General features: G+C 72.6%; 14 protein-coding genes. 3 read left to right on the forward strand and 11 right to left on the reverse strand.

Annotated elements, in window-relative coordinates:
* Positions 1 to 7: 7 nt before the first annotated feature.
* From ASE76_RS07790 to ASE76_RS07800, 3 genes are read right to left on the reverse strand one after another with little or no spacing between them, the layout of a single operon-like run.
* The gene (locus ASE76_RS07790) at positions 8 to 2,137 is read right to left on the reverse strand and encodes a nitrogen regulation protein NR(II) (RefSeq protein WP_082448187.1); all 2,130 of its coding nucleotides are present in this window, start codon (positions 2,135 to 2,137) and stop codon (positions 8 to 10) included.
* A gap of 5 nt (positions 2,138 to 2,142) precedes the next feature.
* Positions 2,143 to 2,958: a carbon-nitrogen hydrolase family protein gene (locus ASE76_RS07795; RefSeq protein ID WP_055837307.1), complete on the reverse strand. Its 816-nt coding sequence runs from the start codon at positions 2,956 to 2,958 to the stop codon at positions 2,143 to 2,145.
* Positions 2,959 to 3,006: 48 nt separating this feature from the next.
* Entirely contained in the window at positions 3,007 to 7,158 is a 4,152-nt protein-coding gene (locus ASE76_RS07800; RefSeq protein ID WP_236698381.1) for a YhdP family protein, read from the reverse strand.
* A gap of 217 nt (positions 7,159 to 7,375) precedes the next feature.
* Between ASE76_RS07800 and glnE the strand changes: the two genes are divergently transcribed.
* Together glnE and ASE76_RS07810 are read left to right on the forward strand one after the other, a co-directional pair.
* A complete protein-coding gene (glnE, locus tag ASE76_RS07805) occupies positions 7,376 to 10,273 on the forward strand; it encodes a bifunctional [glutamate--ammonia ligase]-adenylyl-L-tyrosine phosphorylase/[glutamate--ammonia-ligase] adenylyltransferase (RefSeq protein WP_082448177.1) in 2,898 nt (965 codons plus the stop codon).
* Positions 10,270 to 11,571, forward strand: coding sequence for a septal ring lytic transglycosylase RlpA family protein (locus ASE76_RS07810; RefSeq protein WP_082448179.1), 1,302 nt, complete (start codon positions 10,270 to 10,272; stop codon positions 11,569 to 11,571). Before glnE ends, ASE76_RS07810 begins: the two co-directional genes overlap by 4 nt.
* A gap of 38 nt (positions 11,572 to 11,609) precedes the next feature.
* Here ASE76_RS07810 and ASE76_RS07815 read toward each other — a convergent pair whose 3' ends face one another.
* The 6 genes from ASE76_RS07815 to ASE76_RS07840 all read right to left on the reverse strand — a co-directional run bounded on the left by ASE76_RS07815 (position 11,610) and on the right by ASE76_RS07840 (position 17,879).
* Entirely contained in the window at positions 11,610 to 12,596 is a 987-nt protein-coding gene (locus ASE76_RS07815; RefSeq protein WP_055837314.1) for a tripartite tricarboxylate transporter substrate binding protein, read from the reverse strand.
* Between the two features lie 37 nt (positions 12,597 to 12,633).
* Positions 12,634 to 13,512, reverse strand: coding sequence for a fumarylacetoacetate hydrolase family protein (locus ASE76_RS07820; protein WP_055837318.1), 879 nt, complete (start codon positions 13,510 to 13,512; stop codon positions 12,634 to 12,636).
* Positions 13,513 to 13,591: 79 nt separating this feature from the next.
* Positions 13,592 to 14,287, reverse strand: coding sequence for a substrate-binding domain-containing protein (locus tag ASE76_RS07825; protein ID WP_055837321.1), 696 nt, complete (start codon positions 14,285 to 14,287; stop codon positions 13,592 to 13,594).
* A 36-nt stretch (positions 14,288 to 14,323) separates the two neighbouring features.
* A complete protein-coding gene (locus ASE76_RS07830; protein ID WP_055837323.1) occupies positions 14,324 to 16,438 on the reverse strand; it encodes a xanthine dehydrogenase family protein molybdopterin-binding subunit in 2,115 nt (704 codons plus the stop codon).
* A complete protein-coding gene (locus ASE76_RS07835; RefSeq protein ID WP_055837325.1) occupies positions 16,435 to 16,902 on the reverse strand; it encodes a (2Fe-2S)-binding protein in 468 nt (155 codons plus the stop codon). Before ASE76_RS07835 ends, ASE76_RS07830 begins: the two co-directional genes overlap by 4 nt.
* 2 nt (positions 16,903 to 16,904) lie before the next feature.
* Positions 16,905 to 17,879 (reverse strand): tripartite tricarboxylate transporter substrate binding protein, encoded by a 975-nt coding sequence (locus ASE76_RS07840; RefSeq protein ID WP_236698382.1) that lies wholly within the window; start codon positions 17,877 to 17,879, stop codon positions 16,905 to 16,907.
* Positions 17,880 to 18,028: 149 nt separating this feature from the next.
* On the opposite strand from ASE76_RS07840, the gene ASE76_RS07845 reads away from it, so the two are divergent.
* Complete coding sequence (locus ASE76_RS07845) at positions 18,029 to 18,745, forward strand: FadR/GntR family transcriptional regulator (protein ID WP_055837328.1); 717 nt, start codon at positions 18,029 to 18,031, stop codon at positions 18,743 to 18,745.
* 18 nt (positions 18,746 to 18,763) lie between these two features.
* Here the strand turns inward: ASE76_RS07845 and ASE76_RS07850 are convergent, their stop codons facing one another.
* Positions 18,764 to 20,242 carry an efflux transporter outer membrane subunit gene (locus tag ASE76_RS07850; protein WP_055837332.1) on the reverse strand — a complete coding sequence of 493 codons (1,479 nt, stop codon included), beginning with the start codon at positions 20,240 to 20,242 and terminating at the stop codon, positions 18,764 to 18,766.
* Entirely contained in the window at positions 20,239 to 23,355 is a 3,117-nt protein-coding gene (locus ASE76_RS07855) for a multidrug efflux RND transporter permease subunit (protein ID WP_055837335.1), read from the reverse strand. Before ASE76_RS07855 ends, ASE76_RS07850 begins: the two co-directional genes overlap by 4 nt.
* Positions 23,356 to 23,730: the final 375 nt, after the last annotated feature.

Here is a 23,730-nt window from a genome sequence, read left to right on the forward strand (position 1 = left end):
GTGCCTGTCATTCCGGCCCGACGGCCGGCAAGGTGAAAGAAAAGATCGTACCGCCCGCGGGGTTCGGCGCGTAGTCGAGCACGCCGCCGTGCTGCTCCACCACCGTGCGGCACAGGCTCAGGCCCAGGCCCATGCCTTCGCGCTTGGTGGTGAAGAAGGGGGTGAAGAGCTGCGCCGCCACCTCGGGCGCGATGCCGGGGCCACGGTCGGCCACGGTGAACATCACCCAGCCGCCGCGCAGCCCGGCGCCGGCGCCGCCCGCGACCCGCCGGATTCCGAAATCGACCCGCCGCACGCCGGTCCCGCCCGCGGTTCCGTCCATCGACTGCATCGCGTTGCGGGCCAGGTTGAGCAGCACCTGCTCGACCATCGTGCGGTCGCACAGCACCCGGGGCAGCCGCGGCTCCAGCACGGTGTGCATCTCCACGTCGAGCTTGCGCGCCTGCAGGCTCGCCAGCGGCATGATTGATTCGAGCAGGTCGCGCGGGTCGGTCGCCTCCTTGGCCTGGTCGCGGCGGCGCACGAAGTCGTGCACGCTGCGGATCACCCGGCCGGCGCGGTCGGCCTGCTCGGAGATGCGCCGCATCGCCACCGCGATGTCGGCGTCGTGCAGGCCGGTGGCGCCGGCGCCGCCCGGGTCCTGCTGCAGCAGGTTGAGCGAGCCGGTGGCGTAGCTGGCGATGGCGGCCAGCGGCTGGTTCAGCTCGTGGCTCAGCAGCGAGGCCATCTCGCCGACGGTGGCGAGCCGCGCCGTCGCCTGCAGCCGCTCGTGGCTGGCGCGTGAGAGCTCCTCGATCCGGCGCTGCTCGCTCAGGTCCAGGAACGCACCCATCCAGCCGGTGTGCAGGCCCTGCGCGTTGATCAGCGGCGCCTCGATGATTAGCACCGGGAACCGGGTGCCGTCCTGCCGCATGAAGACCGATTCGAAGCCGTGGCGCGGCGGCAGCTCCCCGGCGAAGCGGGTCGCCTGGCGGCGCAGGTAGTGGTCGGCATGCTCGGGCGGCCAGTAGGGCAGCGCGCCGGAGCGGCCCAGCAACGCCTCGGGCGCGAAGCCGACCATCTTGCAGAAGGCCGGGTTGACATAGGTGAGCCGCCCCTCCAGGTCGCGGGCGCGCAGGCCGGTGACCAGCGAGTCCTCCATCGCCTTTCGGAAGGCCAGCGCATCGGCCAGGTCGTGCTCGGCGCGCAGCCGCAGGCGGTTGTCCTTGGCCAGCATGACCAGCACCGTGACCAGCGCGATCGACATGAAGGTGACCAGCGCGGTGAGCACGTTGGGGAACACGCTGGGCGCGCCGGGCCAGTTGTCGATGCGCAGCACCAGCGCACTACCCGGCAGGTCCAGCAGCTGCTGGCCGCTGAAGACCCGCGTGCCGCGCCGCAGCGCGCCGTGCAGGGAGGCCAGGCGGGTGCCGTCGGGCTCGGTGAACGAGATGTCCTGGTGGCGGCTGATCTGGGTGCCGATCAGGTCCGACAGGATCTCCGGCAGGCCGTAGGTCACGACCAGGTAGCCGGCGGGCTGCATGCCTTCGTTGAGCGGCAGGCACAGGTGCACCACCTCCAGGCCCAGGCCGTCGACATGCGGCACGAAGTAGCTCGGCGAGTAGGCCGGGCCGCCCAGCCGCCGTGCCGAGGCGCAGGTCAGCTGCATGTCCGCCGGCATCTCGGTGGCGGGCGTGTCCAGCGCCAGGCCGCGGTAGGGCGTGTCGGAATGCACCCGCAGCCGCATGGCGGCGCTGCGCCACTCGATCCGCATGAACTCGCGCTGGCGCAGCATCAGCTCGCCGGCCGCGGCGATCCAGGCGTCGTGCGTCGGGTTGGCCGATTGCAGGGCCTGCAGGCTCTGCAGGTTGCGGGCCAGCGCGGTGCGCACGTCGGCCACCGCGTCGCTCACGTCGCGCTCCACCCGGCTCTGCACCTGGCTCGCCTCGTAGCGGCCGGCGAGCCAGACCAGGGTGCCCAGCATCGCCACGACCAGCACCGCCAGCAGCAGCCACAGCGACCAGCGCCGCCAGGAGCCGGGCAGCCGCAGCAGCCACCGCGCCGCGGCGGGCAGCGCCGGCGCACCGGCCTCCGCCGGAGCCGGCGGCGGCGCCACGCGCACCGTGTCGGGTCCGGTGCCGGCGGCGGGCTGCGCCATGTCGCTCACAGCCGGCGGTGGCCCAGGGCCGGCAGCCGGGTGCGCAGTTGCCGCAGGCGCGCGGCATCGAGCTGGGCCGGCACCACGCCGGCGCCGCTGGCCTGCTGCGCGAGCACGCCGCCCCAGGCATCGACCACCATGCTCTGGCCCCAGGTGCGGCGGCCGTTGGCATGCAGGCCGCCCTGGGCCGCGGCGCAGACGTAGGCCAGGTTCTCGACCGCGCGGGCGCGCAGCAGGAGTTCCCAGTGCGCCTCGCCGGTCACGTGGGTGAAGGCGCTGGGCACCAGCAGCAGGTCGCAGCCCTGGGCCGCATAGTGGCGGTACAGCTCGGGAAAGCGCAGGTCGTAGCATACCGACAGGCCGATGCGCCAGCGGTGCCCGTCGCGCGACGGCAGCTCGAACACGACCGGCGCACCGCCGGGCACCAGGGTGCGCGCCTCGTCGAAGGCGGTCTGGCCGTCGTCGAAGCAGAAGAGGTGCATCTTGTCGTAGCGGGCGGCGCAGTGGCCGTCGGGGCCGAACACCAGCAGCGTGTTGTGGGCGTGGGCCGGATCGTCGGTGGCGATCGGCAGGGTGCCGCCGGCGATCCACAGGCCCAGCTCGCGCGCCGCGGTCGCCAGGAAATCCTGGATCGGGCCGCGGCCGAACGGCTCCTGCAGCGCCAGCTTGTCGGTGTCGCGCTGGCCCAGCACGCAGAAATACTCGGGCAGCACCGCAAGCTCGGCACCGCGGGCGGCGGCCTCTTCGAGCAGGGTGCGCGCGGAGCGCAGGTTGGCGGCGGGCTCGGTGCCCGACACCATCTGGAGGGCGGCGACATGCATGGACTTCTCCTTCGGTACAGCGGACGGCTCGGAAGCTGTGAATGCCTCTCAGGGCATCTGCGGCTCGGCCGGCGGCGTGCTGCGGCCCAGGCGTTCGCGGCCGCTCAGCTTCGCGATCTTCGGGTCGGCCCAGCCGCCGGTGATGTGGAACTCCTGCGTGGCCGCCTCGATCAGCGGGCCGCGCAGGAAGACCTGCGCCAGGAAGGTGCCCAGGCCCACCGCCGGGTTGATCACCGCCGCCACGAGCGAGGCGGTACCGGCGTTGATCTCGGGCACCACCACCACCCGCAGGTTCTGCGTCTCGTGCGCCAGGTCGGCCTGCCCGTCCATCAGCACCGCGGCGTTGACGCCCTTCATCTGCAGGTTGTTGGTGCGGGCGATGCCGCTGTCGATCTTCACGTCGCCGCGCACGAAGTCGAAGGCGAAGCCCTCGCTGAAAACGTCGCGGAAATCGAGCGCCAGCCGGCGCGGCAGCGATTGCAGCGACAGCACGCCCAGCAGCTTGGCCAGCCCCGGATCGGCCTTCAGGAACTGGCCCGATTCCACCGCCAGGTTGAGCTGACCCGCCATCGAGGGATAGTCGGGCCCGAAGGGCGAGCCGTCCCAGCCGACCGAGCCCTGCAGCCGGCCCGCGCCGCGCCGCACCACGCCGGGCATGCCGAAGCGGCCGAGCAGCTGGCCCGCGTCGCGGATGTCGAGCCGGAACTGCATCGCGGTGCGCCGCGCACGGGCCGCGCCCTCCCCGGTGCGCCGCCAGTTGCCGGTGGCGGCGAAGCTGGCCTCGGGCAGGCTCAGGTTGAGCTTGTTGAGGTGCCATTCGTGGGCGCCGTCGTCAGCCGCGGCGCGGTGCAGCGCATCGACCTCCAGCCGGCCCAGCGCGCGGCCCTTCAGCTCGAAATCGTCCACCACGATGTCGAGCGCCGGCAGCGAGGCCGGGTCGGCGCCGGGCGTGCCGTCGTCGAGCAGCGACTCGACCTCGCTGGCCGAGCTCTCCGGCACCCGCAGCCGCGCCAGCCGCGCGAAGACGCGCGAGGGCACCGCGTCGGCCGCCTGCCGGTATTCGACATAGCCGTTCAACTCGTCGGTCTCCACATTGGCCCGCCAGACCGGGCCGCTGCGCGATCCGCCGGCCACCACGTTGTGCAGGGTGCGGCCCTGGAAGGTGATCGATTCGGCGCGCACCGCCAGCGTGTCGGGCAGGTAGCCTTCCGCGCCGGCCTGCGGCGTGTCGCCGGCTCGGTGGGGCGCGGCCATCCGGTCGTGGCGACTGGAGCCGGTGGCGCCGGACACGACCCGGTCCCAGGCGTCGATGTCGAGCGCGCCCAGCCGCACACTGGCGGCCACGCCCTGGTCGGCCACCGGGGCGTGGTCGCCCTCGTCCAGGCCGATGCCGATGCCGCCGCGCAGCACCACCGGCGTGGCGCCGGAGATGTCGCGCTCGTATTCCACCGCCGCGACACGGCCCAGTTCCAGCAGCACCCGGTCGCGGGTCGCGGACCCGCCGGGCGCGGTGCCCGCACCGGCGGCCAGCACCGTGTTCTCGAAGCGCAGCGGCAGGCTGGCCGATGCGGCCTTGCCCACCGGCGCCGGCAGGTCCAACGCCAGGCCCTGCAGGCTGCTGGCCAGCGTCACCTCGGGGCGGCCCTGGCGCAGGCCGATGCTGGCGCTGTAGTCGGTACTGCCCTGGGCATGCTCGGCTAGGCGCGCGACCAGGCCCAGCTCCGGCGCGGCGCGCAGGCCCTCGGCGCTCACCGTGCCCTGCGCGCGCACTGCCAGGACCGCATCGGCCGGCAGCGCAGGGGTGGCGGGGCGTGCCGCCGGCCGGGCGGCGGGGCCGATGGCCGGCAGCACCGCATGGGGCGCGGCGGCACCGGCGGTGCGCATGCTGCCTTCGATGCGGCTCTCGCCGCCCAGCATCCGCGCCTGGGCGTTGCTGATGGTGAAGCCTGTCTCGGTGAAGGCCACGGTGCCTCTGGCACGGGTCATCGGCGGGGCCGCCGCGGCCAGCCGCAGGTCGTTGCCGCCCAGCACCACCCGGCCCTGGATGCGGGCATGCCGCATGTCGGCCAGCGGCAGTTGAAGGCCCAGGGCGAGTTCGGCCGGGCCGGTGGCGGTCGCCTCCTGCAGCGCGCCGGAGGTGAGCGTGGCGACCGGCGAGCCGTTGACCGCCTCCAGCATCTCGGCCAGCGGGCCCTGCGCCTCGGCCTTCACCTCGACCACCGCATGCGACAGGTCGGGAATGCGCGCATCGGCCCGCGTCACCCGCAGCTCGGAGGTGCGGCCCGGCAGGCCGATGCGGCCGGTGCCGTTGCGGATCTCCATGCCGTTGCGCTCGAAGACCAGCTCGGCCGACAGCGGCGATAGCACCTGCCACGGGGCCTCGCCCGCCGGCTGGATCGAGGTGGGCACATAGGCGAAGTGCGCATCGCGGATCCTGGCCGCGATCCGGAAATCGCCCTGCTTCGGGTCGGTGAAAGGCATGTGGTGCAGGTCGCCCCGCACCTTGAACTGCACGCCGCTGGCGGAGCCGGCCTGCACCGCGTCGCGCACATAGTGGCGCACCTCCTGCGGGATCACCTGCGGCAGGTAGCGGTGGACCCGGGTACCGTCGGCGCGCTGCAGGCTGCCGGTCAGGTCGAGCACGCCGGGGAAGCGCGGATCGTGCGGCAGGCCCGGGGTGCCGGTGGTGCCGGCGGATGGCGGTGTCGCGTCGGCGGTGTGCCAGCGGGCCTGGGCCTCGCCGGCCGCATCGGCGTTGGAGAAGCGCAGCTGGGGCACCTCGACCGCGATGGCGCGGCCGTCGATCTTCCAGCGGGCCTCGGCACGCAGCATCGCGATCGGCACGCGGGGCTCCTCGAAGACGCCGGGGAATTCGAGTGCGCCGTCGTCGATCGCGACCTGCGCCTTGCCACCGGCGTGGCTCAGGTCGAAATCCACCGCCGCATTGCGCACGCCCGGCGTGCCGGCCGGTGGATGCACGTGGACATGGGTGGGCGGCGTGCCGGCAGGCCGCACCGCATCGGCGCGCGCCGCGACGGCCACCGCCTCGGCCACCGCGGCCGCCTGGGCCGACGCGGGCGCGGGCAGCGCCTCGACACCCAGGCGGCTGGCGCGGCCGGTGGCCTGGTAGCTGCGCAGCGCGGTGCCGTCGCCTTCCCAGCGCGCCTGCAGCTTCTCGAGCAGGCCGGTGGGTGCATGGTCGGCCAGCAGGCGGTGCGCGCCGTCACCCACCGGCAGCCGGGCGGCCAGGGTGGCGAGCGCGCCCAGGTCGATGCCGTCGGCCCGCAGTTCGCCGCGGGCGAGTTGGGTATCGCTTGCGGCGGTGTAGCGCAGGTCGGCGCTGCCGCCCTTCCAGTGCAGCGCATCGCCCGCATCGAACTGCAGACCCTGCACCGCGAGGTCGAAGCCCTGCGTGCCGGCTAGCCGGCGGTGGCCGGTGAAGCGGCCCTGCACCCGGGTCAGGGCCAGCGGCTGCAGGGGGGCGGCGGCCTGCAGGCCCAGCGTGGGCAGCGCCACGTCCACCATGCCGCCGGTGATGCGGGCGTGGTCCACGTCGGCCCAGACGCGCACCGCGCCACGGGCCTCCTGCAGCGCGATGCCGCCCACCGCGGCGGTGTCCACGTACTGCCCCAGGCGCGACAGGTCGATCCGGCCGAAGTCGCCGTAGAGCTGCCCCACCCAGTCCTGCCAGCGGCCGTTGCGTCCGGCCAGCAGCGGCTGGCGGAAGCGGCCCGCGAGCTGGAAACGCTCGCCCCACTCGGCAGGCGGCGTGGCGTCGATCCGCAGCGCATGGCGCCAGGGGCGGTTGCGCAGCAGCAGGTCCACGTTCGAGAGCGCGAGCGGCGGTGCGGCACGCTGCTCGTCGGTCCAGCGCAGCGTGCCGTTGCGGATGACCACCTCGGTCTGGGTGAAGAGCCAGTCGGCCGCGCTGCCGCCACCGTGCGGATGGGCCCGCTCGACATCGAGGCCGGCGACGAGGATCCGGCCGTCGGCGGTGCGCCGCACGTCGAGCTCGGGCGCATCGAAGTAGAGCTGCTCGAAGCCGCGGTTCCAGAGCGAGCGCGGCGAGAGCGCGGCCACCACCAGCGGCAGCCGCAGGGCGGTGCGGCCCTCTGCATCGAGCAGCTGCACATCGCCCAGCGAGAAGGAGGGCACCAGCCCGCCCGAGCGGGCGGTGATGCTGCCGATGCGCACCGGCATCCCTACCGCCTTGCCAAGCTCTGCCTCGATGCGGGGACGGTAATCCGCGATTCGCGGCACAATCCAGCCGTGCAACGCCCCCCAGGCGACAAAGAAGCAAAGCCACGCGGCCCACAACAACCACAAGAGTCCACGCGTCCCGGCAGCCAGTGTTTTCAGCAGGCGTGAGGGGGTCTCTTTCGGTTCGTTCATGTTGGGCTTGTATGGGGCAGGAATTATGACCCGCGGTATCGGCGAGGGTTCGCCGCAGGAACACGCTGTTGCAGGAGCGGCAGACGTGCCGGCGGTACCCGCCACCACCGGCTGCGGCCGCACGCAAACCTTCGTCTTCACGCCCGGCGATCTGGCGTCGCACGCCCGCTTCGTGCAGCGGCTGCGGCGCCGCTATGCGGGCCAGCTGCATCTGCTGCCCGCGGGCGACCCGACGCGGGCCAGCATGGCCGACGCGCTGGCCGCGATCCGGGCCGAAGGCCATGCCACCAACGCGGCCTTGCGCATCCTGCGGCAGCTGGTGATGGAGCGGCTGGCGCGGCTCGACTGCGACGAGAACGCGGCGCTCTCCGTCGTGACCCGCGCGGTGACCGAGCTGGCCGAACTGGCGCTCGACGCCGCCTGCGCCGAGGCCTTCGCCGAACTCGATGCCCGCCACGGCGCGCCGCTGTGCGCCGACGGCAGCCGCTCGCAGCTGTGGGTGGTCGGCATGGGCAAGCTGGGCGGGCGCGAGCTCAACGTCTCGAGCGACATCGACCTGGTCTACGTCTACGACGAGGACGGCGAGACCGCCGGCATCGCCGGCACCGATGCGCGCGGCCGCATCACCAACCACGACTACTTCGCCCGCGCGGTCAAGGCGGTCTACGGCCTGATCGGCGACACCACCGAGCACGGCTTCGTGTTCCGGGTCGACCTGATGCTGCGGCCCAACGGCAACTCGGGGCCGGCGGCGGTGTCGCTCTCGGCGCTGGAGGACTACTTCCAGGCGCAGGGCCGCGAGTGGGAGCGCTTCGCCTGGCTCAAGAGCCGCGTGGTGGCGCCGCGCGCCTGCCTGGGCCCGTCGGTCGAGACCCTGCCGGTGCACGGCCTGCGCCAGGTGGTGCTGCCCTTCGTGTTCCGGCGCTACCTCGACTACAGCGTCTTCGACGCGCTGCGCAACCTGCACCGCCAGATCCGCGAACAGGCCGCGCGCCGCTGCGCCGGCAAGCCCGAGCGGGCCAACGACGTCAAGCTCTCGCGCGGCGGCATCCGCGAGATCGAGTTCACCGTGCAGCTGCTGCAGGTGGTGCGCGGCGGCCAGTTCCCGGAACTGCGCAGCCGGGCCACGCTGGATGCGCTGCAGCGGCTGGCGCAGGCCGGCCTGATGCCGGTGGAGACGGCCGACGCGATGGCCCGCGCCTACACCTTCCTGCGCCGGGTCGAGCACCGCATCCAGTACCTGGACGACCAGCAGACCCATGTGCTGCCGACGCAGGACGCCGACCTGGAGTGGATCGCCCGCAGCATGGGCTATGCGCACGCCTGCCCGTTCCTGCACGACCTGGACGCGCACCGCGAGTTCGTCGCCGAAGAGTTCGACACCCTGCTGGGCGGCGAGGCCGGCAAGTGCGCCAAGGGCAACTGCAGCCGCGGAAAAGCCGAGGCGCCGCCCGACATCGAGACCCTGGTCGAGAGCCTGCCCGAGCGTCTGCGCGAACGGGTCGGCCAGTGGCGCGACCACCCCCGGGTGCAGGCCCTGCGCGACGAGGACCGGGCCCGGCTGGTGCGGCTGCTGCAGCGCACCGCGCAGTGGGTGGCCGACGGCAGCGTGACCGAGGAAGCCGCGGTGCAGATGGCCGGCTGGATCGAGCCGCTGCTGCGCCGCCAGAGCTACCTGGCGCTGCTGCTGGAGCGCCCCGCGATCCACCTGCGGCTGCTGCACCTGCTGGGCGCGGCCAAGTGGCCGGCCCGCTACCTGCTGCAGCACCCCGGCGTGATCGACGAACTGGCGAGCGAAGCCCTCTTCTACGAGCGCTTCCAGCCCGCCGAATTCGAGCGCGAGCTGGCACAGCGCCTCGCCTCGGTCCGCACCACCGCCGAGGACGACGACGAGACCCTGCTCAACCTGCTGCGCCGCGCCCACCATGCCGAGGTGTTCCGCACCCTGGCGCGCGACGTCGAGGGCCGCCTGACCGTCGAGCAGGTGGCCGACGACCTGAGCGCGCTGGCCGACACCGTGCTGCGCGTCACCGCCCGCTGGTGCTGGGAACGGCTGCGCAACCGCCACCGGGAGGCCGACGACGCGCTGGGCCGCTTCGCCGTCATCGGCTACGGCAAGCTGGGCGGCAAGGAGCTGGGCTACGGCAGCGACCTGGACATCGTGTTCGTCTTCGACGACGAGGACGAGCGCGCCCCCGAGGTGTACGCCAACTTCGTGCGCAAGCTGATCAACTGGCTGACCGTCAAGACCGGCGAGGGCGACCTCTACGAGATCGACACCGCCCTGCGGCCCAACGGCAGCTCGGGCCTGCTGGTGACCAGCTTCTCGGCCTTCGCCAAGTACCAGCAGAAGCGCGGCAGCAACACCGCCTGGACCTGGGAGCACCAGGCCATGACCCGGGCGCGCTGCCTGCGCTTCGCGCCGGTGGCGGGCGCATCGGGCCTGGCATTGGCATCCGACACCGATCCGCCGCCGGCCGACCTGCAGGCGCGCTTCGAAGAGGTGCGCGAGGCGGTCATCACCGCGCCGCGCGACGCCGCCGCGCTGCGCCAGGAGATCCACGCGATGCGCGACAAGGTGCGCGCCGCGCACCCGGTGAAGGCCGGCCGCTTCGACGTGAAGCACAGCGCCGGCGGCATGGTCGACGTCGAGTTCGCGATGCAGTACCTGGTGCTGGCCGAATCGGCCACCCACCCGATCCTGCGCGAGAACCGCGGCAACATCACCCTGCTGCGCCGCGCGGAGGAAGCGGGCCTGCTGCCGCACGGCGTGGGCGAGCGAGCCGCCGACGCCTACCGCGCGCTGCGCCGGGTGCAGCACCAGGCACGCCTCAACGAGGCACCGACCCAGGTCGCCGCCGACGAACTGGCCGAATCGCGCGACGCGGTGCTGCAGCTCTGGAAGGCCGTCTTCGGCGCATGACACGCGCAGCCGCCCTTCCCCACCGGCGGTCGTGGCGCACGGCGGACGGCCCGGCCCCCTGGCCGGCCCTGCCCACCTGGGCCGCGGCCGGCGTGCTCGCCCTGCTGGCCGGCTGCGCCAGCAGCCCGCGCGGCGGCGGCGACGGACCGCCGGCCCACCCGCCCGCCGGCCTGGAGCGCTTGCCCGACGCCGAGCCGCGCATCGAGACGATCCGCAGCGGCGGCCCCAACAAGCCCTACACCGTGGCGGGCCGCTCATACGTCCCGATGCAGGGCGACGAGCCGTTCAGCGAAAGCGGACTGGCCTCCTGGTACGGCCGCCAGTTCCACGGCAAGCCCACCGCCAGCGGCGAGCGCTACGACATGTACGCGATGACCGCCGCGCACCCCACCCTGCCGGTGCCCAGCTACGTGCGGGTGCGCAACCCGGCCAACGGCCGCGAGGCGATCCTGCGGGTCAACGACCGCGGCCCCTTCCACCCGGGCCGGGTGATCGACCTGAGCTACACCGCCGCCCTGCACCTGGACCTGCTGCGCGGCGTGGCGCCGGTGGAGGTGACGCGGATCACCCAGACCGACATCCGCACCGGCGCCTGGCGGCGGGAAGGGGCGGGCACCGCTTTTGCGGCAGCGGCGCGGGCAGTGCCCTCCGGCAGTGGTGAAGGCGGTGGCGTGGCCCCGCCTGCAGTCGCTGCTGCGGTCGTGGTACCGCAGGCATTGGTCCAGCCGGTGGCAGCGACGCGAGACAATGTGCCGCGTGCGTCGGCAGCGAGTCGTTATGGTTCGGCAGCGCAGCCCGTCGCGCCATCGCCGATGCCCCCGCCGCAGGCCGATGCCGCTGCGGTGGCCCCGCCGCCCCAGGCGCCGCAGCCAACCGCCGCACCCCGTATCGAAGTGACAGACCTCCGCCCGCTCACCGCCCTGCCGGTGATGAGCCTGCCCCGCGAAGACCCGGCGACCGAACCCGTGCGCACCGTGTCGGTCAGCCCGGCCACGCCGCCGCCGGTGCGCTTGCTGCCACCCGATCCGGCGCCTGTGGCGACGGTCGAGGCACCTGCGGCAGACGCCGGCTTCTGGGTCCAGCTCGGCGCCTTCGGGCGGCGCGAAGGCGCCGACGCGCTGCAGCAGCAATCCGCGCCGCAACTGCAGGGCCTGGCGCCGTCCTTCGGCATCGTGACAGACAGCGGGCTGCACCGACTGCAGGCCGGGCCCTATGCGTCGCGCGGTGCGGCGCAGGCGGCCGCCGAGCGGATCGGCGCCGCGCTGCAGCTGCGGCCGGTGGTGGTCGAGCGGCGCTGATCCGCACGGAAGCCGCTCCGCGCCGGCGGCGGCCGCGGTCAATCCACCTTGCCGATGCCCTGCACCACCCGTGCCATCGCCTGCGCATCGGCCTGCACGAAACGGGCGAACGCGGGCGCATCCTGGAACTGGAAAACGCTGCCGGCAGCGACCAGCGACTGCGCGGCGCGGGCGTCCTGGGCGGCGAAACGTGCCGCCTCGCCGAGGCGGGCCAGCACCTCGGGCGGCGTGCCGGCGGGCGCGAACAGGCCGGCCCACTGCGAATAGCCGATCGGCACCCCGAGCTCGCGCAGGCTCGGCACCTCGGGCAGCACCGCCAGCCGGCCCTCGCCCCAGTGCGCCAGGGCCCGCAGGCGGCCGGCCTTCACCTGCTGCACCACGCTCGACGGCCCGGTCGATAGAGCGTCGATCTGGCCCGCCAGCAGCGCCACTACCGCGGGCCCTGCGCCGGTGTAGGGCACGTGCAGCAGGAAGCTGCCGGTGGCGGCCTTCCACTGCTCCATCGGCACGTGCATGGTGCCGTAGTTGCCGGAGGAGCCGAAGGCGAGCTTGCCGGGTGCCGTCTTCACATAGGCGGCGAACTCGGCATAGGTCTTCCAGGGGCTGTCGGCACGCACCACCAGCACGGTGGGATCGGCGGTGAAGCGGGCGATCGGCACCAGCTGGTTCAGCTCGAACATCGGCGCGCGCCGCATGACCCGGTCGGCCTCGGGCAGCACCACGACCGACGACAGCGCCATCAGCAGCGTGTAGCCGTCGGGCCGGGCGCGGGCGACCTGCGCCATGCCGATACCCCCGCCGGCGCCGCCCTTGTTCTCGATCACCATCGGCTGCTGCAGGTAGCGGCCCATCGCCTCGGCCACCGGACGCCCCACCACGTCGGCCACGCCACCGGGCGGGAAGGGCACGACGACGGTGACGGCCCGGCTGGGATAGGCCTCCTGCGCATGCGCGCCCAGTCCCAGCGAGGCCAGGGCCGGAAGCGCGACGGACTGGAGGATGCGGCGGCGGTCGTAGTTTTTCATTTCGGTTTGTCTCTTTTTTTATGGGGCGCGCGGGCCGTCAGCCGGCGATGCGGTTCTCGAGCGTGCCGATGCCCTCGATCTCGATCTTCATCCGGTCGCCGGGCACCAGGAAACGCGGAGGCGTGAAGCCGATCCCCACGCCCGCCGGCGTGCCGGTGGCGATCACGTCGCCCGGCTGCAGTTCCATGCCGGCCGACAGCGTGGCGATGATGGTCGGGATGTCGAAGATCAGGTCGCGGGTGTTGGCGTTCTGGCGCAGCTCGTCGTTGATCCAGCACTTGACCTGCAGGTTGGCGGCATCGACCTCGTCGGCGGTCACGATCCACGGGCCCATCGGGCAGAAGGTGTCCATCGACTTGCCGATGAACCACTGCCGGTGCTTCTGCTGCAGGTCGCGCGCGGTCACGTCGTTGACGACGGTGTAGCCCCAGACGTGGTCCCAGGCGTCTTCGGCCCGGATGCCGCGGCCGGGCTTGCCGATCACCACCGCCAGCTCGGCCTCGTAGTCGAGCTGCTGGGTCAGTTCCGAGAACGAGAGCACCTCGTCGCCGGTGCCGACCACGGTGGACGGCGCCTTGGTGAACACCACCGGCGCGGACGGCGCCGTCTCGCCCTTCGCGGCCGAGGTGTCGAAGCCCGAGCGGGCGAACTCGGCCGCATGCTCGTGGTAGTTCTTGCCGACGCAGAAGACGTTGCGGCGCGGCACCAGCGGCGCGCGAAGGCGCAGGCCGGCCAGCGGCTGCCAGGCCGCAGGCGCGGCCTGCTTCGCAGGTTGCAGGCAGCGGGCGATCAGGTCGGACATGTCGCCGTCGAAGGGCGCGTCCAGCCAGCCGGAGACGGGCGCGTAGCCGGTGCCGTCGGGCGAGACGATGACGGGGACGGTCTTGCCGTCCAGTTCGAGGGTTGCAAAGCGCACGGGGAAACTCCTTGAAGTAGTGCCAGGAAAAGAAACGAAAAATTCGGCAGAGTGCAGAAACGGGCCGGCCTCTCGGCCCTCAGACCGCGAAGCCGCTGCGGCGACGCAGGTCCAGGGACGCCTCGGCCGAGAGGTGGTCGGCCAGCCTGGCCGCCAGCTCGGGCGATGCGGCCCGGGCGCAGACCGCCGCGGTGTAGACGGTGCGCAGCGCGTGCTCGGCCGGCAGTTCGGCGACGAGCGCGACGCCCGGGGTGTACAGGATCTCGGTCACCTGTGTGCAGCCGACCAGGCCCTCGCCGCCGTGTGACGCCATCTCGCGCATGGCCGTGGCGCCGTTCGGAAATTCGTGGATGCGGCCCGCCAGCGCCTCGGTGAGGCCCAGCGCCTTCAGCACGCCGGCGATGTGGATGCCGGCCGAGGATTTGCGCAGGTCGGGCACGTATAGACCTCGGGCGTCGGACAACGCGGCCTTGAGCGCCTCCGCCGTGCCCACCTCGACCGGTGCCGCGCCCTCCAGCACCGCGATGCCGGTGGCGACCGGCCCGAGAGGGCGCGCGCTGCCGGCCACCACATGGCCTTGCTGGACGAGTTCTTCGATCAGCGCGGACGACAGCACCAGCAGATCGCAGTCTTCGCCCGCCAGCAGCTTGTCGCGCATGGCGCCGACCGCCCCGAAGGTGGGCGCCAGGGTGCAGCCGTAGGTGGACTCGAACGCGGGTTGCAGGCCGGTCACCACGGCCTGTGCGGCGCCGCCGCTGAAGAGTGTCAGTTTCATGGGGTTGCTTGAGGGAGAGAAAAGAAGGTGAAGGGTTCAAGCTTCCATCGCCTGCAGGATGCGGTCGGGCAGCAGCGGGAGGTCGCGCACCCGCACGCCCAGCGCGTCGTGCACGGCGTTGGCGATGGCCGCCGCAGTGGGGCCGAGGGATGCCTCGCCGGCGCCGAGCGAAGGGCCGCCGCCGGGCAGCAGCTGCACCTCGACGCTCGGCATGTCGGGGAACCGCAGGATCGGGTAGTGCTCCCAGCCGGTGTCGAGCATGCGGGTGCGGTCGAAATGCGCCGCCTCCAGCAGCGCCCAGCTGGTGGCCTGCAGCGCGCCGCCTTCGATCTGCTGGCGCACGCCGTCGGGATTGACGGCCAGGCCCACGTCGACCGCGATGTGCAGCCGCAGCACGCGCACCCGCTCCTCGACCTGCACCTCGGCGACGACGGCGCACCAGGCGCCGGTGTTCTTGTAGCGCGCCAGGCCGATGCCCTGGCCACGCCCTTCGCCCGCAGGTAAGGTGCGCGGCGTCCAGCCGGCGGCCGTGGCGGCGGCGTTCAGCACCGCGACGGCACGCGTATCGTCGAGTTGCGCCAGCCGGTAGGCCAGCGGATCGGCGCCTGCCGCCAGGGCCAGTTCGTCCATGAACGATTCGATGGCGAACACGTTGGCGAAGGCGCCCAGCGCACGCAGGGCCGAGGTGCGCATCGGCACGTCGGTGACGCGCCGGCACTCCACATCGCAGGAGGGAAATGCATAGAGCGGCTCTGCGTTGCGGTCGCCGCCGCCGCCCACCGCGCGCGGCGCATCGACCGCATCGACACGCGGGAACGGCGTCGCCAGGTACCAGCTGCCCAACAGCGTCGGCGTGGCGCCGCGGCCGGGCCGTAGGCCGTGGCCGGGGCTCCACCCGCGGTGGCGCCAGGCCCGCACCCGGCCGGCGGCATCGACGTCGGCTTCGAGGTCGATAGCCATCGCGGGGCCGACCGGCGACCAGCACAGCTCGTCGGCACGCGACCACTGCACCCGCACCGGGCGTCCCGGGCAGGCACGCGCCAGCCAGGCGGCATCGAAAGCCACGTCGTCGGCGCCGTTGTGGCCGTAGCAGCCGGCGCCCTGCACATGGCGCACGCGGATGTTGCCGGCCGGCAGGTCGAAGGCCAGGCCCAGGTCCTTCTGCAGGTTGTAGATGGCCTGGCTGTGGGTCCACACCTCCAGCGCATCGCCGTCGAACAGCGCCAGCGCGCACGACGGGCCGATGGAGGCATGGCGGACGAAGGGCTTCGAATACGAAGCGGCCAGGGTGCGCACCGCGCCGCCGACGGGCGTCGCCCGGCGCAACTCCAGCACGGTGGAGGGGCGCGACTGCAGCCACGACCGCAGGGCCTGCGCATCGGGCAGGCTTTCGGTCTCGGACCATGTGCAGGCTTTCGCGAGCTTCGCCGCCGCACGCTCGGCGAGCACTTCGGTCTCTGCGACGACGCCCAGTTGCGCGCCGTCGCGCAGCACCGCGACGACACCGTCCAGCGCCCGTACCGCCTCCTCGTCGCAGCGCTGCAGCACCGCGTCCGGCGACGGTGGCCGCACGATGCGGCCGTGCACCATCGCCGGCAACACCAGGTCGTGGATGAACACGAATTCGCCGAACACCTTGTCGGCGATGTCGTTGCGCGGCTGCGCATGGCCGACGAGGGTGTAGCGGTCGGCGGCGCGCAGCGCCACGCCGGGCTCGGCATCCGTGTCCAGCAGCGCGGAGTCGGCGATGTCCCAGTAGCAGGTGATGCGCCGGTCGCCCAGGACGATGTCGCCCTCCACCACCTGCAGCGCCGCCTCATCCACCCCGTGCAGCGCCGCGGCTCGAGCCAGGTACAGGGCACGGGCCTGGGCGCACGCATGGCGCAGGGCGGCACCCGAGTGCTGCACCGACAGGCTGCCCGAAGTCACCGCCTCGTCGGGGCTCGCACCCGTCACCGCGGGCGCCATGCGCACCTGGTCGAGCCGCAGGCCCAACTCTTCCGCCGCGATCTGCGCCAGCGCGCCGAGGATGCCCTGCCCCAGCTCGACCTTGCCCGAGGACACCACCGCATGGCCGTCGCGCCCGATGCGCAGCCAGGTCGACAGGCGCGGGTTGGCCTGCAGGCTGGCCGGCAGCGCCGCGGCGTTCATGCCCGCAGTTGCGCCGCGGCGCGCACGATGGCCCGCACCACGCGGGGATGCGTGCCGCAGCGGCACAGGTTGCGGGCCATGCCGTCGCGGATCGCGGCGTCCGTCGGGTCGGGGTCGTGCTGCAGCAGCGCCGCGGCCGAGACCAGCATGCCCGAGGTGCAGTAGCCGCACTGCGCGGCCTGCTCGGCGATGAAGGCGGTCTGCAGGGCATGCGGCGCGGCGCGGGTGCCCAGGCCCTCGGCCGTGCGCACGCACTTGCCCGCGGCCGACCACAGCGGCGTGTCGCAGCTCGGCACCGCACGGCCGTCGAGCAGCACCATGCAGGCGCCGCATTCGCCCACGCCGCAGCCGAAGTGGCTGGCGCGCAGGCCCAGCTCGTTGCGCAGCACGTCGAGCAAAGAGCGGTCGGCATCCACCTCCAGCGTGCGCGGCACGCCGTTGACCGAGAGCGAGACGGCGGCCATCCTCAGTCCGGGGTGATGTGCGCCGATTCGACGATCTTCTGCCACTTCGCGATGTCCTGGTTCAGGAACTGGGTGAAGCCGGCGGGCGTCATCGTCAGGCCGTCGAGGCCGCTCTTGGCCCACTGCGCCTTCACCGCCGGGTCGTTCACCACCCTGGCGATCTTCTGGTTCAGAAGGTCGACGATCGGCTGCGGCGTGCCCTTGGGCGCCAGGATGCCGAGCCAGATGGTGGCGGTGTAGTCGGGCAGGCCCAGTTCGGCCATCGTGGGCACGGCGGGCAGCACCTCGGAGCGCACCTTGCCGGTGGTGGCCAGCGGCCTCACCTTCTGGGTGCCGATCAGGTCGGTCATGGTGCTGACCGCGTCGAACATCAGATCGACCTGCCCGCCCAGCACGTCGGTGCGGGCGCCGCCGCTGCTCTTGTAGGGGATGTGGGCGATGTCCACGCCCGCCATGCTCTTGAACAGCTCGCCGGCCATGTGGTAGGGCGTGCCGGTGCCGGACGACGCGTAGTTGAGCTTGCCCGGGTTGGCCTTGGCGTACTTGATCAGGTCGGGCAGCGTCTTCGGCTCCAGCGCGGTCCGCTCCACCAGCACCAGCGGCGCCTCGTTGACCGGTGCCACCGCCACGAAGTCGCGCATCAGGGCATAGGGCTTGTTGCGCACCAGCGATTCGTTCACCGTCTGGGTGTTCGACATCATCAGCAGGGTATAGCCATCGGGCGCGGCCTTGGCCACGTACTGGGTGCCGATCACCGCGCCCGCGCCGGGGCGGTTCTCGACGATGAAGGTCTTGCCGGTTTCCTGGCCCAGTTTCTCGGCGAGCAGGCGGGCGTACACGTCGGCCGATCCGCCGGCGCCGAAGGGCACGACGATGGTCACCGTGCGGGCGGGGTAGTCCTGCGCCTGCGCCTGCACCGCCGGCACCGCGCACAGCACCGCGGCCGCGAGCGCGCCGCGCATCCAGAAGTTCTTCATGCTTGTCTCCGATTGGTTTTTTGGGTCCGCGCAGCCGGCCGGCCGGCAAAATGGTGGCATTGCGGACCAACGCAATGTAGAACCAAAATGGACCACAATCAAGACCAATTGCGCAATATTACAGACCAATTGGTACTACACAAGAACCCATGAACCTGTCGATCCCCGAGCAGCCGCTGGCCCAACCCAAGGCCGAAGGCGCCAAGGCGCTCTCCCGCTACCTGCGCGAAGGCATGGCCACCGGCGCGCTGGGCGTCGGCGTGAAACTGCCGGCCGAGCGCGAACTGAGCGAGCGCTTCGGCGCCTCCCGCGGCGCGGTGCGCCGGGTGCTGGCCGAGTTTCGCGAGCGGGGGCTGATCACCCAATCGGTCGGCAGCGGCACTTTCGTGGCCCGGGCGCCGGTGTCGCCGGCCGCGCCGGCCGGGCTGCCGTCCACCCTCGACGGCGATGTGAGCCCGGCCGAATTGATGGTGGCCCGCCGCCTGATCGAGCCGCTGATGCCCGGGCTGATCGTGCGCAACGCCACCGCGGCCGACTTCGCCACCATGCAGCACTGCATCGAACAGTCCGAAGCCGCCGAGACCATCGAGGCCTTCGAGCACTGGGACGGCGCGCTGCACACCGCGCTGGCCGTGGCCACCCACAACGGCTTCTTCGTCCGCATCCTGGAGCTGACCCAGCGGGTGCGCGACCAGGGCGAATGGGGGCGGCTGAAGGCACGCTCGCTCAACGGGACGCGGCGCGCGCAGTACGAGCAGCAGCACCGCGCCCTGGTCGATGCGTTGCGCGACCGCGATGCCGAGGCGGCCGAGCGGCTGCTGGTGCAGCACCTCGACCAGATCCAGCGCAACCTGTTCGGCGACTGAGCCGCGCTACGCCCCGGCCTACACCGGCTCCCACCGCCCCGCGATGTTCTTCAGCAGCTGCCCCACCGCCGCCAGCCGGCGGTTGCGCACATCCAGCAGCGTGCGCTCGGCCGCCAGCGCGGTGGCCTGGGCGGCGACCACGTTGAGGTAGCTGACGGTGCCGGCGCGGTACTGGTTGTCGGTGACGTCGCGGGCGCGGCGGGCGGCGGCCAGGGCGTCGGCCTGCACCGCTTCCTCGCGCTCCAGGTTGGCGGCGACGACCAGGTTGTCCTCGACCTCCTGCAGCGCGGTCAGCACCGTCTGGCGGTAGGTGGCCGCGGCCAGGTCGGTGTTGGCGCGGGCCGATTCCACCGCGGCGCGGCGGGCGCCGCCGTCGAAGAGCGACACCGCCAGTGCCGGCCCCAGCGACCAGAACACGTTGGGCGCGTCGACCAGGTCGCGCAGGGTGCTGCTGCGGTAGCCGGCGCTGGCCGAGAGCGTCAGCGCCGGGAAGAAGGCGGCGCGCGCCACGCCGATCTGCGCGTTGGCCGCCGCCACCCGGCGCTCGGCCGCGGCGATGTCGGGCCGGCGCTGCAGCAGCTGCGAGGGCAGTTGCAGCGGTGCCGCGGGCGCCTGGGGCAGCACCGCCGTGCGCGGCAGGTCGAAGGCCGCCGGCGCCTGGCCGACCAGCGCGGCCAGCGCGTGCTCCAGCTGGGCGCGGGTGGTGTCCGCCTCGATCTGCTGCGCCAGGGTGGACTGGAGCTGCGACTCGGCCTGCGCCACGTCGACCGACGCCGCCACGCCCGCCGCGTAGCGGTTGCGGGTGAGCTGCAGCGACCGGCGGTAGGCGGCCTGGGTGTCGGCCAGCAGCTGCGACTGCACCTCGGCCGCGCGCAGGGAGAAGTAGGTCTGCGCCAGCGTCGCCTGGGTGGAGAGGCGCAGCGCGGCGACGTCGTCGGCACTGGCCTGCAGGCCGGCCTGGGCGGCGTCGACCGCGCCCGAGACGCGGCCCCACAGGTCCAGCTCCCAGCTGGCGCTGGCGCCCAGGGTGTAGAGGGTGCGCGGCCGGCCGCCGGTGCTGCCGACCGGGTTGCCCGCCGAATCGACCGTGCCAACGCTACTGCTGCTGCTCACGCTGCGGGTACCGCCGAAATTGCCGTTGACCGTGGGCAGCAGCGCGGCGCGGCTGCTGCCGAGCGCAGCCTGCGCCGCGCGCAGCCGGGCCACGCTGGCCGCGACGTTCTGGTTGCCGGCCGCGGCCTGCTGCTGCAGCCGGTCGAGCACCGAGTCCTGGAACAGCGTCCACCAGGCATCGGGCACGGCGGCCGCCGCCTGCGGATCGGCGGGCTGCCACAGGCCCGCCTCCTTGTAGGCGGCCGGCAGGTCCATCGGCGGGGGCGCGGTGGGCAGCGGCGTGCTGCTGCAGGCGGCCAGGGCGGCCGCTGCCACCACCGAGGCGATGCTATGAAATCGATAGCTGGAGGCCGGCGCTGTTCGCCGGCAATGGGCATTTTTCATGCGGAATCCGGAACGGGCAGGGGTATGGCGGCGGCCCGGCGCTGGCGCCGGCGCTGCGCCCGCAGGCGCAGCCGGTCGAGCGCCACGTAGACGACCGGCGTGGTGTAGAGGGTGAGCAGCTGGCTGCCGAGCAGGCCGCCGACCACCGCGATGCCCAGCGGCTGGCGCAGCTCGGCCCCGTCGCCGGTGCCGAAGGCCAGCGGCAGCGCGCCGAAGATGGCGGCCACGGTGGTCATCAGGATCGGCCGCACCCGCAGCTGGCAGGCCCGGTAGATCGCCTGGGCCGGGGTGACGTGGCCGCCGCGCTGTCGCACGATGGCGAAGTCGATCATCATGATCGCGTTCTTCTTGACGATGCCCACCAGCAGGATCACCCCGATGAGCGCGATCAGCGAGAACTCGGTCTTGAACAGCATCAGCGCCAGCAGCGCCCCCACGCCGGCCGAGGGCAGCGTGGAGAGGATAGTGATCGGGTGCACCAGGTTCTCGTACAGGATGCCCAGCACCAGGTAGATGGTGACCAGCGCCGCCAGGATCAGCACCGGCTGGCTGGAGAGCGAATCCTTGAACGCGCCCGCGGTGCCGCCGAAGCTGCCGCGCAGCGACACCGGCACGCCCAGCCCCGCCACCGCCGCATTCACCGCATCGGTCGCCTGCGACAGCGACACGTTGGGCGGCAGGTTGAAGCTGATGGTGGTGGCGGGCGTGCCGCGCTCGTGGTCGACCCGCAGCGGCGTATTGGTCAGCTCCATCCGGGCGAAGGCGGCCAGCGGAATCGGCTGGCCCGCGTTGTTGACGAAGAAGAAACCGCGCAGCGCCTCGGGGCTCTGCAGCCAGGCGGGCGCGGCCTCCATCACCACCCGGTACTGGTTGAGCGGGTTGTAGATCACGCCCACCTGGCGCTGGCCGAAGGCGTTGTTGAGCGCGGTGTCGATCGCGGCCATCGTCAGGCCGAGCCGGGTGGCGGCGTCGCGGTCGACCACCAGGGAGGTCTGCAGGCCCGCGTCCTGCTGGTCGCTGCTGACGTCCTCCAGCTCCGGCAGGCCCTGCAGCACCTGGCGGATGCGCGGCTCCCACAGGCGCAGCTCGGCGTTGTCGTCGGCCTGCAGGGTGTAGTCGTAGGAGGCGTTGGACTGCCGGCCGCCGATGCGGATGTCGCGCTGCAGGCTCATGAACAGCCGCGCGCCCGGCTCGTCCTGCAGCTTCTGGCGCAGCCGCTCGATCACCTCTTCGGAGCTGGCCTTGCGCTCGGCCAGCGGCTTCAGGGTCATGAACATCTGCGCCGCGTTGCGCTGGCCGCCGCCGGTGAAGCCGGTCACGTTCTCGACCGCCGGATCGGCCTCGACGATCGCCAGGAAGCGCTTCAGCCGCTGCTCCATCGCCTGGAACGAGGTGGCCTGGTCGGCGCGGATGAAGCCCTGGATGCGGCCGGTGTCCTGGTCGGGCAGGAAGCCCTTGGCGATGGCGCCGTAGAGGTACACGTTGAGCCCGATCACCGCCGCCAGCGCCAGCAGCGCGACCGGCTGGTGCCGCAGCGTCCAGGCCAGCGAGCGGCGGTAGCCCTGCCGGGTTGCGCGCACCGCCGCCGCGGCCCACCGGCCGGCGCGCGACGGGGCCCGTGCGGGCCGCGGCGCAGGGGGCTTGAGCAGGGCCGCGCACATCATCGGCGTGGTGGTGAGCGACACCACCATCGACACCAGGATGGCCGCCGACATCACGACCGCGAACTCGCGGAAGAACCGGCCGACGATGCCGCCCATCAGCAGGATGGGGATGAACACCGCGATCAGCGACAGGCTCATCGAGACGACGGTGAAGCCGATCTCCCTGGCGCCCTCGAGCGACGCGGCCAGCGCGCTCTTACCGCGCTCCATGTGGCGGGTGATGTTCTCCAGCACCACGATCGCGTCGTCGACCACGAAGCCGGTCGCCACGGTGAGCGCCATCAGCGAGAGGTTGTCGAGCGTGTAGCCGCAGAGGTACATCACCCCAAAGGTGCCGGCCAGCGACACCGGCACCGCCACGCTGGGGATCAGCGCGGCGCGGGCGTTGCGCAGGAACAGGAACACCACCAGGATCACCAGCGCCACCGCGATCGCCAGGGCCCGCTCCACCTCGCGCAGCGAGGCCCGCAGCGTGGGCGTGCGGTCGGACACGATGTCGAGGTCGATGGCCGCGGGGATCGAGGCCTTGAGCCGCGGCAGCAGCGCCCGCACCCGCTCGGTCGCCTCGAGGATGTTGGCGCCCGGCTGCTTGAAGATCTGCAGCAGGATCGCCGGCTTGCCGTTGGCGACACCGTAGGTGCGGACGTCCTGCACGCCGTCGGTCACCTCGGCCACGTCCTGCAGCCGCACCGCGTTGCCGTTCTGGTAGCGGATCACCAGCGGCCCGTACTCGGCCGCGGTGCGCGCCTGGTCGTTGGTGGCGATCTGCCAGTAGCGCCCGCCCTGCTCCACCGCGCCGAGCGGCCGGTTGGCGTTGGCACTGGTGACCACGCCGCGCACCGTGTCGAGCGAGATGCCGTTGGCCGCCAGCCGCGCCGGATCGAGCTGGATGCGCACCGCCGGCAGCGCACCGCCCCCGATCGAGACCTGGCCCACGCCCTCGACCTGCGCCAGGGATTGCGACAGCACGGTCGAGGCCGCGTCGTACATCTGCCCGCGGGTGAGGGTGGACGAGGTGAGCGCGATGATCAGGATCGGCGAATCCGACGGATTGACCTTGCGGTAGCTCGGGTTGCTGGGCATGCCGGTGGGCAGCAGGGTGCGTGCCGCGTTGATCGCGGCCTGCACGTCGCGGGCGGCGCCGTCGATGTCGCGGTCCAGGTCGAACTGCAGGGTGATGCGGGTGTTGGCGAGGGTCGAGGTGGAGGTGATCTCGTTGACGCCGGCGATGGCGCCCAGCGCGCGCTCCAGCGGCGTGGCGACGGTGGCGGCCATCGTGTCGGGGCTGGCGCCGGGCAGGCCGGCGGTCACGCTGATGGTGGGGTAGTCGACCTGGGGGAGCGGGGCCACCGGCAGGAGGAAGAACGCGAGGATTCCGGCGATCGCCAGGCCGAGGGTGAGGAGGCTGGTGGCGATGGGGCGGTGGATGAAGGGGGTGGAGAGGCTCATGGGGTGGGGGCCTCTGCGCCCCGGCTTCGCGGTCCTGCTCCCTCTGCCGCCGGGAGAGGGCGGGTGTGAGGGCCGCGACCGGCCGGCAGATTTCTCCTCGGACTTGCTCCCTCTCCCCCTGGGAGAGGGTGGGGGTGAGGGCCGCGTCCGGTCGGCCATCCACTGACGTCTGTTGAGCCAACGCGCCGGCTGTTCGGTCTTGCTCCCTCTCCCTCTGGGAGAGGGCGGGGGTGAGGGCCGCGCCCGGCTGATCTGTGCGGCTGCTGCTTTTCGCTGCGCTGCGGCTTTTGGGTCCGGAGGCGGGGATTTCGCCCCCGCGGGCGAGTCCCTTTCTTTGCTTCGCCAAAGAAAGGAACCAAAGAAAGGCGACCCCGC

Origin of the sequence: Xylophilus sp. Leaf220 (assembly GCF_001421705.1) — a bacterium.
Taxonomy (GTDB): Bacteria; Pseudomonadota; Gammaproteobacteria; order Burkholderiales; family Burkholderiaceae_C; genus Xylophilus.

Bases quoted from the DNA above. Each gene is read 5' to 3' on its own strand.
- ASE76_RS07790 (WP_082448187.1), bottom strand. From the start codon at position 2,137: ATGGCGCAGCCCGCCGCCGGCACCGGACCCGACACGGTGCGCGTGGCG.
- ASE76_RS07795 (WP_055837307.1), bottom strand. From the start codon at position 2,958: ATGCATGTCGCCGCCCTCCAGATGGTGTCGGGCACCGAGCCCGCCGCC.
- ASE76_RS07800 (WP_236698381.1), bottom strand. From the start codon at position 7,158: ATGCCGGTGCGCATCGGCAGCATCACCGCCCGCTCGGGCGGGCTGGTG.
- glnE (WP_082448177.1), top strand. From the start codon at position 7,376: ATGACCCGCGGTATCGGCGAGGGTTCGCCGCAGGAACACGCTGTTGCA.
- ASE76_RS07810 (WP_082448179.1), top strand. From the start codon at position 10,270: ATGACACGCGCAGCCGCCCTTCCCCACCGGCGGTCGTGGCGCACGGCG.
- ASE76_RS07815 (WP_055837314.1), bottom strand. From the start codon at position 12,596: ATGAAAAACTACGACCGCCGCCGCATCCTCCAGTCCGTCGCGCTTCCG.
- ASE76_RS07825 (WP_055837321.1), bottom strand. From the start codon at position 14,287: ATGAAACTGACACTCTTCAGCGGCGGCGCCGCACAGGCCGTGGTGACC.
- ASE76_RS07830 (WP_055837323.1), bottom strand. From the start codon at position 16,438: ATGAACGCCGCGGCGCTGCCGGCCAGCCTGCAGGCCAACCCGCGCCTG.
- ASE76_RS07835 (WP_055837325.1), bottom strand. From the start codon at position 16,902: ATGGCCGCCGTCTCGCTCTCGGTCAACGGCGTGCCGCGCACGCTGGAG.
- ASE76_RS07840 (WP_236698382.1), bottom strand. From the start codon at position 17,879: ATGAAGAACTTCTGGATGCGCGGCGCGCTCGCGGCCGCGGTGCTGTGC.
- ASE76_RS07845 (WP_055837328.1), top strand. From the start codon at position 18,029: ATGAACCTGTCGATCCCCGAGCAGCCGCTGGCCCAACCCAAGGCCGAA.
- ASE76_RS07850 (WP_055837332.1), bottom strand. From the start codon at position 20,242: ATGAAAAATGCCCATTGCCGGCGAACAGCGCCGGCCTCCAGCTATCGA.
- ASE76_RS07855 (WP_055837335.1), bottom strand. From the start codon at position 23,355: ATGAGCCTCTCCACCCCCTTCATCCACCGCCCCATCGCCACCAGCCTC.